General features: G+C 64.3%; 14 protein-coding genes. 8 read left to right on the top strand and 6 right to left on the bottom strand.

What is annotated here, in order from left to right:
- The 3 genes from argF to KBB36_RS04735 form a co-directional block, all read right to left on the bottom strand.
- Nucleotides 1-933 carry an ornithine carbamoyltransferase gene (argF, locus tag KBB36_RS04745; protein WP_290977539.1) on the bottom strand — a complete coding sequence of 311 codons (933 nt, stop codon included), beginning with the start codon at nt 931-933 and terminating at the stop codon, nt 1-3.
- Nucleotides 930-2,141 carry an aspartate aminotransferase family protein gene (locus KBB36_RS04740; protein ID WP_290977537.1) on the bottom strand — a complete coding sequence of 404 codons (1,212 nt, stop codon included), beginning with the start codon at nt 2,139-2,141 and terminating at the stop codon, nt 930-932. The genes argF and KBB36_RS04740 overlap by 4 nt, the downstream gene beginning before the upstream one ends.
- A gap of 149 nt (nt 2,142-2,290) precedes the next feature.
- The gene (locus KBB36_RS04735) at nt 2,291-3,130 is read right to left on the bottom strand and encodes an ABC transporter permease (RefSeq protein WP_290977535.1); all 840 of its coding nucleotides are present in this window, start codon (nt 3,128-3,130) and stop codon (nt 2,291-2,293) included.
- An 86-nt stretch (nt 3,131-3,216) separates the two neighbouring features.
- On the opposite strand from KBB36_RS04735, the gene meaB reads away from it, so the two are divergent.
- From meaB to KBB36_RS04715, 4 genes are all read left to right on the top strand, one after another.
- Entirely contained in the window at nt 3,217-4,188 is a 972-nt protein-coding gene (gene meaB / locus KBB36_RS04730; RefSeq protein ID WP_290977533.1) for a methylmalonyl Co-A mutase-associated GTPase MeaB, read from the top strand.
- 3 nt (nt 4,189-4,191) lie between these two features.
- Entirely contained in the window at nt 4,192-5,370 is a 1,179-nt protein-coding gene (locus tag KBB36_RS04725) for a pyridoxal phosphate-dependent aminotransferase (protein ID WP_290977531.1), read from the top strand.
- A 79-nt stretch (nt 5,371-5,449) separates the two neighbouring features.
- Entirely contained in the window at nt 5,450-6,598 is a 1,149-nt protein-coding gene (locus tag KBB36_RS04720) for an acyl-CoA dehydrogenase family protein (RefSeq protein ID WP_290977529.1), read from the top strand.
- An 84-nt stretch (nt 6,599-6,682) separates the two neighbouring features.
- Nucleotides 6,683-7,861, top strand: coding sequence for an acetyl-CoA C-acyltransferase (locus KBB36_RS04715; RefSeq protein ID WP_290977527.1), 1,179 nt, complete (start codon nt 6,683-6,685; stop codon nt 7,859-7,861).
- A gap of 55 nt (nt 7,862-7,916) precedes the next feature.
- On the opposite strand, the gene KBB36_RS04710 is transcribed toward KBB36_RS04715, so the two are convergent.
- The 3 genes from KBB36_RS04710 to KBB36_RS04700 form a co-directional block, all read right to left on the bottom strand.
- Entirely contained in the window at nt 7,917-8,132 is a 216-nt protein-coding gene (locus KBB36_RS04710; RefSeq protein ID WP_290977525.1) for a helix-turn-helix transcriptional regulator, read from the bottom strand.
- A gap of 165 nt (nt 8,133-8,297) precedes the next feature.
- Nucleotides 8,298-8,726: a DUF3293 domain-containing protein gene (locus KBB36_RS04705; protein WP_290977523.1), complete on the bottom strand. Its 429-nt coding sequence runs from the start codon at nt 8,724-8,726 to the stop codon at nt 8,298-8,300.
- A 2-nt stretch (nt 8,727-8,728) separates the two neighbouring features.
- A complete protein-coding gene (locus KBB36_RS04700) occupies nt 8,729-9,478 on the bottom strand; it encodes a lipid-binding SYLF domain-containing protein (RefSeq protein WP_290977521.1) in 750 nt (249 codons plus the stop codon).
- Between the two features lie 140 nt (nt 9,479-9,618).
- Here KBB36_RS04700 and KBB36_RS04695 point away from each other — a divergent pair, with 140 nt between their 5' ends.
- From KBB36_RS04695 to KBB36_RS04680, 4 genes are all read left to right on the top strand, one after another.
- Nucleotides 9,619-9,903: an exodeoxyribonuclease VII small subunit gene (locus KBB36_RS04695; RefSeq protein WP_290977519.1), complete on the top strand. Its 285-nt coding sequence runs from the start codon at nt 9,619-9,621 to the stop codon at nt 9,901-9,903.
- Nucleotides 9,900-10,808 (top strand): polyprenyl synthetase family protein, encoded by a 909-nt coding sequence (locus KBB36_RS04690; RefSeq protein ID WP_290977517.1) that lies wholly within the window; start codon nt 9,900-9,902, stop codon nt 10,806-10,808. The genes KBB36_RS04695 and KBB36_RS04690 overlap by 4 nt, the downstream gene beginning before the upstream one ends.
- 15 nt (nt 10,809-10,823) lie before the next feature.
- Entirely contained in the window at nt 10,824-12,743 is a 1,920-nt protein-coding gene (dxs, locus tag KBB36_RS04685) for a 1-deoxy-D-xylulose-5-phosphate synthase (RefSeq protein ID WP_290977515.1), read from the top strand.
- A 10-nt stretch (nt 12,744-12,753) separates the two neighbouring features.
- The coding region (locus tag KBB36_RS04680) for an MATE family efflux transporter (RefSeq protein WP_290977513.1) at nt 12,754-13,066 on the top strand (313 nt) is incomplete at its 3' end.

The following is a 13,066-nucleotide window of genomic DNA, read 5'->3' as shown; positions in this document are numbered from 1 at the left end:
TCAGCCGCCAAAACACCAGGCCAGAATCGCCTTCTGCGCATGCAGGCGGTTCTCGGCCTCGTCAAACACCACCGAACGCGGCCCGTCGATCACTTCGGCGGTGACTTCCTCGCCGCGATGCGCCGGCAGGCAATGCATGAAGATGCCGTTACCGGCCGCCTTGTCCATCAGCGCCTGATCAACACGATAGGGTTCCAGCGCGGCATGGCGGCGCGCGGCCTGCTCATCCTGGCCCATGGAAACCCAGGTATCGGCCACCACGCATTCGGCATCGGCCACGGCTGCCGCCGGATCGTTGCTGAGATTGACCATGCCGCCTTCGGCCTTCGCCCAGTTGAGCAGGCTGTCTGCCGGATGCAGGCCGGCAGGGCAGGCCAGATCAAGCCGGAAGCCGAATTTCACCGCCGCATGAATCCACGAGGCCGCAACATTGTTGCCATCACCGATCCAGGCCACCTTGCGGCCGGCAACCGGCCCCAGCTTTTCCTCGAAGGTGAGCAGGTCGGCCATGATCTGGCAGGGATGGCTGTCATCGGTCAGGCCGTTGATCACCGGGATATCGGCATTGGCGGCCAGTTCCAGCATGTTGGCATGCTTGGTGGTGCGCAGCATCACCGCATCCACCATGCGCGACAGCACACGCGCGGTATCGGCAATGGTTTCGCCCCGGCCAAGCTGCAAGTCGTCGGCCCGCAACGCCATGGTGCTGCCGCCAAGCTGGCGCATCGCGGTATCGAAGGACAGCCGGGTGCGGGTTGAGGGCTTCTCGAAGATCATCGCCAGCACGCGGTCGCGGCCGGGTGCATCCGGTTCCTCGCGGCCCTTGGGCCAGCCGGCGCGGCCGGCTTTCATGCGTGCGGCATGATCCAGGATTGCCCGCAGCGTTGCCGCGGGCAGCTCCTTCAGATCGAGGAAATGCCGCGGCCCGCTCATGCTGCGCCGGCCTTGGCGGTTTCCGCTGGTGCCAGCTTCGCCTCCAGCGCCACGCAGGCTGCTTCCAGCTTGCGCACTGCCTCGCCGATCTCGGCATCGCTCACAGTCAAGGGCGGCAGCAGGCGCAGGGTGTTTTCCGAGGCCGTTACTGTCACCATCTCCTGGTTCACCAGTTCGTTGAGCAGATCACCATTCGGCACGCGGGTTTTCACCGCCAGCAGCAGGCCCTGGCCGCGCACACCTTCGATGATATCGGGATGGCGATCCGCGATCATGGCCAGTTGCTGGCGCAGCCGCAGGCCATTTTGCTGCACCTGATCCAGGAAGCCGGGCGCCAGCATCACATCCAGCACGGCATTGCCAGCGGTCATCGCCAGCAGGTTGCCGCCAAAAGTCGTGCCATGCGTGCCAGGTGCGATGCCGCTGGCGGCGCGTGCGGTGGCCAGGATCGCCGCCACCGGGAAGCCGCCGCCCAGGCCCTTGGCCAGCGCCATGATATCCGGCGTCACGCCGCTCAATTCATGCGCAAACAGCTTGCCGGTGCGGCCCATGCCGGTCTGCACTTCGTCGAAGATCAGCAACAGGTCGCGCTCGTCGCAAATCTGGCGCAGCGCCCGCAGCGTCTCGCTCGGCACTTCGCGGATGCCGCCTTCGCCCTGGATTGGCTCCACCATGATGGCCGCAGTTTCCGGCCCGATGGCGGCTTTCACCGCCTCCAGATCGTTCAGCGGCACCTGGTCGAAGCCATCGGCCTTGTGGCCAAAGCCGTCGAGATATTTCTTGTTGTTGCCGGCAGCCAGCATGGCGATGGTGCGGCCATGGAAGGCACCTTCAAAGGTGATGACGCGCCAGCGTTCCGGCTGCCCCTTGGCGGCGAAATACTTGCGCGCGATCTTCACCGAGCCTTCGCAGGCCTCGGCGCCGGAATTGCAGAAGAATGCCTTGTCGGCAAAGCTCGCCGCCACCAGCCGGGCGCCAAGTTCTTCCTGGGCCGGAATCTGGAACAGGTTGGAGGTGTGCCACAGCTTGCCGACCTGCTCCTGCAGCTTGGCCACCAGATGCGGGTGGCTATGGCCCAGGGCGGTGACGGCGATGCCGGAAGCGAAGTCCAGATAACGTCGACCGTCAGCGGTGTAGAGGTAGGAACCCTCGCCCCGCTCGAACGCGAGGTTCTGCCTCGCGTAGGTCGACATCAATGCTTCGCTCACGACACTCTCCTTTGGCTGCTATTGCGATTGGCCCAAAATAACGACGCCAGCCCCGGCTTTTGCGCTGCCGGGCTGGCGATACCCCTTTTTTAAGCGGCAGACCGGTATGTGTCAATTCGGCGAATTGCACCCGGACAATGGCCAAAGGTCTAGGGTCGCAGCCGATAGCCGCGCTTGAGCAGCAGATGGCAGAAGCCCCACAAAGCCAGCGCCACCAGCCCCAATGCCGTGGCGCCCAGCGTTATGTCGCCATCGGTATGCCCGGTCATGCCATAGCGGAAGCCGTCAATCATGAAGAAAAACGGGTTGGCATGGGCTGCCGCATACCAGAAGGGCGGCAATTGCTGCACCGAATAGAAGGTGCCGGAAAGGAAGGCCAGCGGCGTGATCACAAAGTTGGTGACGGCGGCCAGGTGGTCGAATTTCTGGCTCCACAGCCCGGCCAGGATGCCGATCAGGCTGAGGATCAGTGAACCCAGCAGGGCATAATACACCACCGCCCACCAGGCCTGGATCGGCGTGCTGATGAAGGGCAGCATCGCCACGCCCACGGCGCTTGCCACCACCATGCCGCGCGTCACCCCGGCCAGGGCATAGGCCACCAGCAATTCACCCGGGCTGAGCGGCGGCATCAGCACATCCACGATGTTGCCCTGGATTTTTGAGATCATCAGCGAGGACGAGGTATTGGCGAAGGCGTTCTGCGTCGTCGCCATCATGATCAGGCCGGGAGCCAGGAAATCGATGAAGGGCAGGCCGCCAACCTGCCGCACCGCGCCGCCCAGAGCCAGGGCAAAAACCGCGAAGAACAGCAATGTTGTCACCACCGGGGCCAGCACGGTCTGGGTGATTACTTTCAGGAAACGCTGCACTTCCTTGAGATACAGCGTCCACAGCCCAAGCCAGTTCACTAGGCCATAGTCGCGCGGCGCCAGATTGGGCGCGGCGGCGGGCGGGGGCGATGGCTGGGCATTTGCGGGCGGCTGCATGGGAAACCATTAACGAGGCCGGCGGGGATATATCCGGCGAGGCGGAACGCTTGTCGGGCGCCTCTCATAGCGCGTATTTTCGCCCGATGCAAAACACCCCCTCCAGCCCTGGCCCGAGCGCCGCCCAGGCAGCTTTTCCGGCCCCGGCCTGGCTGCCCGGCCTGCTGGCAGGCGAACGCGCCGCCCTGGCGCGGGCCATCACGGCGGTGGAAAACGAGACGCCAGAGGCGCGGGCCGTGTTGCGCGCTATCCGTGATCGGCTTGGCCGCGCATTGGTGGTGGGCTTCACCGGCGCGCCCGGTGCGGGCAAAAGCACCCTGGTTTCGGCCTATGTGGCGGAATTGCGCCGGCGCAGCCTCTCGGTTGGTGTGGTGGCGGTGGATCCGTCCAGCCCGCTTACCGGCGGTGCCATCCTGGGTGATCGTATCCGCATGAGCCAGCATGCCGCCGATCCCGGCGTTTTCATCCGCTCGCTGGCCAGCCGCGGCCATCTCGGTGGCCTGTCGCGCACGGCGGCACGGGTGATTGATGTGTTCGATGCCTCGGGCCGCGACATTGTGGTAGTGGAAACCGTCGGCACCGGCCAGTCGGAAGTTGAGATTGCCGAAATCGCCGATGTGCGCGTGGTGGTGAATGCCCCCGGCCTCGGCGACGACATCCAGGCAATCAAGGCCGGCATTCTGGAAATTGCCGATGTGCTGGTGGTGAACAAATCCGATCTGCCTTTTGCCGAGCGTTCGGCGCGCCAGCTTGCCGCCATGGCGGCGCAGCGCGATGGCCGCCCGGTGCCGGTTTTGCGCACCTCGGCCACACGTAATGAAGGTGTGCCCGACCTGGCCGATGCCATCGCCGCGCTGGGCCGCCGCAAACGCCCCGATCCGCGCGCCCGGTTGCGCCGATTGCTTGCTGGCCTGGCGCAGGATTGGTTCCGCCGCCGCCTGGAGGCTTTGCCGGCCGAAGCGCTTGATGCCCTGGCGCTCGATCTGCTGGAAGGCAATGCTGATACCGACACTGTTCTCAACAACCTGCTGCAATTGCTGTCCCGGGAGTCCCGCTAGATCATGTCTGTCACCGCCCCCGTCGCCACGGCGCCGATCCGTTCGCATATCCAGGCCATCAACGGCTCGCGTATCCGCATCGTCAACCGCGCCGCCGCCAATATGCCGGATGTGCTGCCGCTATGGTTCGGCGAGGGCGACGATCCGACGCCGGGCTTCATCGCCGATGCAGCTGCCGAAGCCGCCAAAAGTGGCAAGACCTTCTACGCCCCCAATCGCGGCATCCCGGAATTGCGCGAGGCGATCCGGCGCTACATGCTGCGCACCTATCAGCGCGATGTGGCCATTGAGCGCATCACCGTCACCGCCTCGGGCATGAATGCGCTGATGCTGATCACACAATGCCTGCTCGGCCCGGGCGATAATGGCGTGGTGATCGGCCCGGTCTGGCCCAATGGCATGCAGGCGATGCGGGTGATGGGCGCCGAGCCGCGCCGGGTTGATCTGGACCCCACCGAAGATGGCGGCTGGCGGCTTGATCTCGACAAGCTGTTTGCCGCTTGCGACGACAATACCCGCGTCATCTCGATCAACAGCCCGGGCAACCCCACAGGCTGGATGGCGACAGAAGATGAACTGCGCGCCATCCTGGATTTCTGCCGCCAGCGCGGCATCTGGGTTCTGTCCGACGAGGTGTATTCGCGCATCGTCTATGACCGGCCGTTTGCGCCCACCTTCCTCACCATCGCCGAGCCGGAAGACCCGGTGGTGATCGTCAATTCCTTCTCCAAAAGCTGGTCGATGACCGGCTGGCGCCTGGGCTGGATCGTGGCGCCGCCGCGTTTGCAAACCGAGATCGAGAAGATGACCGAGTTCAACATCTCGCACCCCACCACCTTTGTGCAGCATGGCGGCATTGCCGCGCTGGATCAGGGCGACGCCTATGTGGAGAATCTGGTGGCGCGCTATGGCCAGGCGCGCGACATGGTGTTTCAGCGCCTGGCGGCCTTGCCGCGGGTGCGCCTGACCCGGCCGGAAGGCGCCTTCTATGCCTTCTTCGCGCTGGATGGCATGAGCGACAGCCTGGCTTTCTGCCTCAAGCTTTTGGAAACCGCCAAGGTCGGCCTGGCGCCCGGCATCGCTTTCGGCGATACCGGCGAAGGCCGCATCCGGCTCTGCTTCGCCGCCTCGCTGCCGAAGCTGAGCGAGGCGCTGGACCGGCTGGAGCCGCAATTGCGCTGAGGTAGCACCATACCAAGTCGTCATCGCCGGGGATGCGCGGATCAAGTCCGCGCATGACGATGGAAGCCAAGGAGGAAACATGCCGCAGCCGTATTTCAGCGACGAACTGGAGCAGATGCGGGCGCAGATTGCCCGCTTCATAACTCAGGAAGTGATGCCGCAGGGCGAGGCTTGGGAGGAAAGCGGCGAGGTGCCGCGCGCCGTGCTGCGCCAGATGGGCAGCCTGGGTTTCCTCGGCATCCGGCATGAGGAGCGTTTCGGCGGCCTGGGCCTGGGGCCGCTGGGTTCAGTGGTGCTGGCCGAGGAATGCGGCCTGTCTGGCTTTGGCGGCTTTTCCGCCACCGTGCTGGTGCATACCGACATGGCTTCGCCGCATCTGCGCCATGCCGGCAATGAGGCGCAATGGGCCGAATTCATGCCCGCCATCGTGCGCGGCGAGGCGATCACCGCCATCGCCGTCACCGAACCGGATGCCGGCTCGGATGTGGCCGGGATGAAAAGCCGGGCGCGCCGGGATGGCGCCGATTGGGTGCTGAACGGCTCGAAAATGTTCATCACCAATGGTGCGCTGGCGGATGTGTATTTTGTTGCCGCCCGCACCGACCCGGAGGCCAAGGGTTCACGCGGCATTTCGATATTTGTGCTGCGCAAGGGCGCCAAGGGTTTCAAGGTCAGCCGCCGGCTGCGCAAACATGGCTGGCTCTGCTCGGATACCGCCGAACTAAGCTTTGATGACGTGCGTATTCCCGCCGCCGACATGCTGGGTGAGGAGAATCGGGGTTTCTACGCCATCATGAAAAATTTCCAGAATGAGCGCCTGGTGCTGGGTGCCATGGCGGTGGGTGAATGCCGCCGCGCGCTGGACATCACCAAGCGCTATGTGGCCGAGCGCAAGGCTTTCGGCGCCACCCTGCTGGACAAGCAGGCGATCCGCCAGCGCCTGGCGATGCGTGAGGCGGAAACCGCCGCAGCACAGCAACTAGTGTACCACGCCGCTTGGCTGATGGAGCAGGGCATCGATGCGGTAAAGGAAGTGTCGATGGTGAAGGCGCTCTGCGGCGAACTGGTCAACCATGTGACCTATGACTGCCTGCAATTCCATGGCGGGGCCGGCTATCTGCGCGACACTGCCATCGAACGTATGGCGCGCGATGCTCGCATCCACCCGATCGGCGGCGGTGCCACCGAGGTGATGCTGGAGGAAATCGCCAAACGCTGGGTGAGGTGAAAACTGGGCGGTCTGAAAACGATATTGTAATGCTAAGTAACAATTGTTAGCCTTGGTTCATAATCAACTGGAGGAAACCGCATCATGACCGAAGCTGTCATTGTCTCCACTGCGCGTACTGCCCTGGCCAAATCCTGGAAGGGCGGCTTCAATATGACCCACGGCGCCACGCTTGGCGGCGCCGCCCTGGCCGCCGCCGTGGAGCGCGCCAAGATTGATCCGGCCGAGGTTGAGGACGTGATCATGGGCTGCGCCAATCCGGAAGGCGCCACCGGCAGCAATATCGCGCGCCAGATTGCGCTGCGTGCCGGCCTGCCGGTCACCACATCGGGCGTCACGGTGAACCGCTTCTGCTCGTCGGGCCTGCAAACCATTGCCCAGGCGGCGCATCGCGTGATCGTGGATGGCGTGCCGGTGATGGCGGCGGGCGGCGTCGAGTCGATCTCGCTGGTGCAGAATGAGATGAACAAGAACAACCTCATCGATCCCTGGCTGGCCGAGCACAAGCCGGAAGTTTACTGGCCGATGCTGCAAACCGCCGAGACGGTGGCCAAGCGCTACAATATCAGCCGCGAGGACCAGGATCGTTATGGCGCCCGCAGCCAGCAGCGTGCCGCTGCCGCCCGCGCCGCCGGCAAGTTCGATGCCGAGATCATCCCGGTGAAGACCATGATGGCGGTGACCGACAAGGAAACCGGCCAGACCACCACGCGCGAAGTGACCGTTACGGCCGATGAGGGCATCCGCGCCGACACCACCTTTGAAGGCGTGTCACAGATCAAGCCGGCAATTCCGGGCGGTGTGGTTGCCGCCGGCAATGCCAGCCAGTTCTCCGATGGTGCCTCGGCCTGCATCGTGATGAATGCCAAGCTGGCGGAACAGCGTGGTTTGCAGCCGCTTGGCATCTTCCGCGGCTTCGCAGTGGCCGGTTGCGAACCGGACGAAATGGGGATCGGCCCGGTTTTCGCGGTGCCGCGCCTGCTGGAACGCGCCGGGCTGAAAGTATCGGATATCGGCCTGTGGGAATTGAACGAGGCTTTTGCCTGCCAGGTGATCTACAGCCGCGACCGGCTCGGCATCCCGGATGAACTGCTCAATGTGAATGGCGGCGCCATCGCGGTGGGCCATCCCTATGGCATGTCGGGCGCCCGGCTGACCGGCCATGCCCTGATCGAAGGCAAACGGCGCGGCGCCAAATATGTGGTGGTGACCATGTGCATCGGCGGCGGCATGGGCGCGGCCGGGCTGTTTGAAGTGGCCTGAGCCGGCAACAAACACCAAGCAAAGGGCCGGGATTTCCCGGCCCTTTTTTTATGCTTTAACCACGCAGGGTGTCGTTGATCGCCTGCGCCACCCGGGTGGGCGCGGCGTCGATACCCTTCAGGATATTCACCAGATTGGCACGCGGCAAACCCACTTGCAGGGCGAACTCATCCAATGTCATGCCTTTGCTGCGGCACCACATGATAATCTGCTCGTGGGAATCCTTGGGGTAGTAGAGGCGGTTATCCTGTCTGATCGGTGCAATCGGCATGGTTTTCTCACGAATATCCGCCAGCAATCGCGCAAGTCACGGGGCGGCCGCAGGACAAAAGGAAATGAAGGGCGGATACGTCGCCATAACAGGGAAGACCCGCCCCTGGCCGGATTGACCGCGCCTGGGTAACCCGTTGGTTATTATGAAAAACGCGGCGATTCGTCAACGGAATTTGCGCCGTGTGCCGAGTAATGTGGTGCGCCGCCCGCGTCGGCAGAATAGCACTGCATTCTGGCGCCATCGACGGGCGAGCGCGCGCGTCAGACTGCGCGGCAGGTCCAGAACGGCCAGGCTTTCCTCGCACCAGGCCGGATCGGCGGCGCGGTTTTCGGCGTCGATTAGATGATAGCCGCGTTGCCCAAGCCAGGCGGCCAGCGCGGCATTGGCAGCTTTGTTACGTTTGCTGGTTTGCTGGCGGCTGGCCGGGTTCCAGGCGGTGATCAACACCGCCTGCCGGGCGCCCTGCTGTTTCAGCCAGGCATCAAAGCCGGCATGATGTTTGCCGGCGCGCAGCAGAAAGGGCTGCGCCACGCCCGATGCCAGCACCGCATAGGTGGTGGCACGATAGGCGCGGCGCAGCCCGGCTCTCATTTTCAGCGCAATTCGGCGGCGGCGAGCGCCTGGCGCAATTCGGCGGTGCCGGCACTCGATACCGCGTTCTGGTACAGGATGTCGCGCGGATGTGCCGAGCGGCCGTAATAAGCCTCGTTGCGGGCATGGCGCGCGGTGATCACGGCGCCTTCCAGCGACACGCCGATGGCCAGGCCCTTGCTGCGCGAGTAGGACAGGATATCGGCGCCCATATTGGTGGTGGTGGAAGCCTCGATGCCGCCGCCGACCGGGCCGGCCGCCACCGAGGCATCGGCGCCGAGCTTGAATTCGTTGCGCAGGATGGCTTCCACCGCGCGGTTCGACATCAGCAGCAGCATCACTTCGGATACCTCGCCGCCGATCTGGAACCCGACCGAACCGGCAGCCAATGTGTAATTGGCCGGCTGGCTCCAGCTGCCGGCAGTCTTTGCCAGCAGCAGGCCGGAACCGCCTTCGCCGCCAAAGATGAAGCTGGCCTTGATCAATTGCGGCAGCACCAGCACACCCTTGGCATTGGCAAGCTGGCGCCGCATGTCGGTGTAATTGCTGTCGCCGGCAAAATTCTGCACGGTGATGCGGGCCTGATCCATCAGGCCCTGCAATTTCGGATCGCTGCTGGCCAGAGCGGCGCGGTTTTGCAGCAACAAGGCGCCAGCCGGGCTCAGCATCAAGCCGCCCAGGCCCAGGCTTTTCAGCAGGCTGCGCCGGGCAATGGGGGCGGTGGCGCGGGCGATGATATGGGGATTGGTCATGATATCCATCCTCTCGTTACGTATATCTCGGGGTTGGCAAACGGAATGATACAATATATGGACTGCGCCAGCGAGCGGCCGGGTTGTCCTAAGCCCCAGATGAGCCGTAAACTATGTCCGAATTGCGATCAGGAGGCGGCATGACCAAGGCAGCCAATGCGGCCGAGAAGGCTGAAAATCCGCCGGAAATCCCTGCCGATATCCAGGCGATGAGCTTTGAGGCGGCGCTCAAGGCGCTGGATGAGATCGTTGCCCGGCTGGAAAGCGGCCGGGTGGAGCTTGAGGAATCCATTGCGCTTTATGGCCGTGGTGCGCTGCTCAAGCGCCATTGCGAGGCCAAGCTGCGCGCTGCCGAGGAAAAGATCGAAAAGATCGTGGTGGCCGGCGATGGCAGCGTGTCTGCCCAAGCCTTCCGCAGCGAATGAGCGATCCGCTATTCCAGGCGGCCTTGGCTGAGGTGGCGGCGGCGGTGGAGGCGGAATTGCCGCGCCTGCTGCCGCAGCCTGCCGGCCATACCGCAAAGCTGGACCACGCCATGGCCTATGCCTGCCTGGGCGGCGGCAAACGGCTGCGGCCTTTGCTGACCGTGGCCGGCGCCGATCTGTTCGGTGTGGCGCGGGCGCAGAGCCTGCGCGCGGCGGCGGCGCTGGAAATGCTGCATTGCTATTCCCTGGTGCATGACGACCTGCCCTGCATGGATGATGACGACCTGCGCCGTGGCCGGCCGACCGTGCATAAGGCATTCGACGAAGCCACGGCGGTGCTGGCCGGCGATGGTTTGCAGGCCCAGGCCTTTGCCGTGCTGGCCGATCCGGCCACCCATCCGGAGGCGGCCGTGCGGGTGGAACTGGTGGCCGGGCTTGCCGCCGCTGCCGGGCCACGCGGCATGGTGGGCGGCCAGGCGATTGATCTGCTGGCCGAGGAACTGGCCGGCCAGGGCAAGACCCTGGATATGGCCGAGATCGGCCATTTACAGGCGCTGAAAACCGGCGCCCTGATCGGTTTTGCCGCCGAGGCCGGGGCCATTCTGGGCGGCGCTGCCATGGCTGAACGCCAGGCCCTGCGCGCCTATGCCGATGCCATCGGTCTGGCTTTCCAGATTGCCGACGACATCCTGGATCATGAAGGCGATGCCGCCATGCTGGGCAAACGGGTGGGCAAGGATGCGGCGGCCGGCAAGGCCACCTTTGTTGGCCTGCTGGGCCTGGATGGGGCGCGGGCGCGGGCGGCGGCGTTAACCAGCGCGGCCCAGCAGCATCTGGCGGCGCTAAAAGGCGATACCGGGGTTTTGCATGGACTGGCGGCGTTTGTTATAACCCGCCGCTCGTGACAGAATGGCCCCATCATGATCAGCAACCGCACTCCCTTGCTGGATACCGTGCGCAGCCCGGCGGATATCCGCACTTTTGACCTCGACCAGCTACGCCAGCTGGCCGATGAGCTGCGGCGTGAAACCATCGATGCGGTTTCGGTAACTGGCGGCCATCTCGGCGCCGGCCTGGGCGTGGTGGAACTGACGGTGGCGATCCATCATGTGTTCAACACGCCGGAAGACCGGCTGATCTGGGATGTGGGCCACCAGGCCTATCCGCACAAGATTCTCACCGGCCGGCGCGACCGCATCCGCACCCTGCGCCAGGGCGGCGGGCTGTCCGGTTTCACGCGCCGTTCGGAAAGCCAGTATGATCCGTTTGGCGCCGCGCATAGTTCCACCTCGATTTCCGCCGGCCTGGGCATGGCGGTGGCGGCGGCGCTGAAAGGCGAACAGCGCCAGGCGGTTTGTGTGATTGGCGATGGCGCCATGTCGGCCGGCATGGCCTATGAGGCGATGAACAATGCCGGGTTCAGCGATAGCCGGCTGGTGGTGATCCTGAACGACAACGACATGTCGATTGCGCCGCCGGTGGGGGCGATGAGCGCCTATCTGTCGCGGCTGCTGTCATCACGGCAATACATGTCGCTGCGCCAGTTGGCCAAGCAGCTGGGCAAGAAGATCCTGCCGAAAAGCCTGGCCGATGCCGCCGAGAAGGCGGAGGAATATGCGCGCGGCCTAGTCACCGGCGGCACGTTGTTTGAGGAACTGGGCTTCTATTATATCGGCCCGGTGGATGGTCATAACCTTGAACATCTGGTGCCGGTGCTGAAGAACCTGCGCGACAATGAACAGCCGGGGCCGATCCTGCTGCATGTGGTGACGCAGAAGGGCAAGGGTTATGGCCCGGCCGAGGCGGCAGAAGACAAATATCACGGCGTGGCCAAGTTTGATGTTGTCACCGGCGCCCAGGCCAAGCCGAAAGCCGGCCCGCCGAGCTATACCAAGGTGTTTGCCGAAGCGCTGATCCGCGAGGCGGAGAATGACGAGCGCATTGTTGCCATCACCGCGGCAATGCCTTCCGGCACCGGGCTGGACCTGTTTGCCAAGCGCTTCCCGAAACGCTGCTTCGATGTGGGCATTGCCGAACAGCATGCCGTGACCTTTGCCGCCGGCATGGCGGCGGAAGGCTTCAAGCCCTTTGCCGCGATCTATTCCACCTTCCTGCAACGCGCCTATGACCAGGTGGTGCATGATGTGGCGATCCAGAAGCTGCCGGTGCGTTTTGCCATCGACCGCGCCGGCCTGGTGGGTGCCGATGGTGCCACCCATGCCGGCAGCTTCGATATAGCCTATCTCGGCAATCTGCCCGGCATGGTGCTGATGGCGGCGGCAGATGAAGTTGAGCTGATGCATATGGTGGCCACAGCGGCAGCGCTGGATGATCGCCCTTCGGCCTTCCGCTATCCGCGTGGCGAGGGGCTGGGCCTGACCCTGCCGGCGCGTGGCCAGGTGTTGCCGCTGGGCAAGGGCCGGGTGTTGCGCGAAGGCAGTGCGGTGGCGATCCTGAATTTTGGCACCCGGCTGGCGGAATGCCTGAAGGCGGCGGAAGAGCTGGGCGCACGCGGCCTGCCCACCACAGTGGCCGATGCGCGTTTCTGCAAGCCGCTGGATATTGATCTGGTGCGGCAATTGGCGCGGCATCATGAAGTGCTGCTGACGGTGGAAGAAGGCAGCGTGGGCGGCTTTGGCAGCCATGTGCTGCATTTCCTGAGCCATGACGGCCTGCTGGATCATGGCCTGAAAATCCGCCCGCTGGTGCTGCCGGATCATTTCATCGATCACGACACGCCGCAGCGGCAATATGACGAAGCCGGCCTGAACGCGCCGCAGATTGTCGCCACCGCGATCAACGCCCTGGGTAATTCATCCAGCTTTAGCGTCCGCGCCTGAGGGTTCCGACATGATCGTAACCGAAGCGCGGGCCACCGTCGCCCTGGCGCTGCCGATTGTTGGCACCCAATTGGCACAGATGGCGATCCACACCACTGATGTGCTGCTGCTGGCGCGTTATTCCGAAACCGCGCTGGCCGCTGCCGCCGTTGGCATGTCGCTGTTTTATTTCCTGTGGGTGATGGGGCTGGGCCTCAGCATGGCCACGCCGGCGATTGCCGCCCAGGCGCTGGGCCGCAATCCGGATGACCGCGATGGTGTGCGCCAGGCGGTGCATGACGGGCTGATCCTGGTGGGCCTGTATGGTTTGCTGGCGATGCTGC

This window comes from Ferrovibrio sp., assembly GCF_017994015.1.
Lineage (GTDB): Bacteria > Pseudomonadota > Alphaproteobacteria > Ferrovibrionales > Ferrovibrionaceae > Ferrovibrio.
This window is presented reverse-complemented; position numbering and strand designations above follow the sequence as displayed.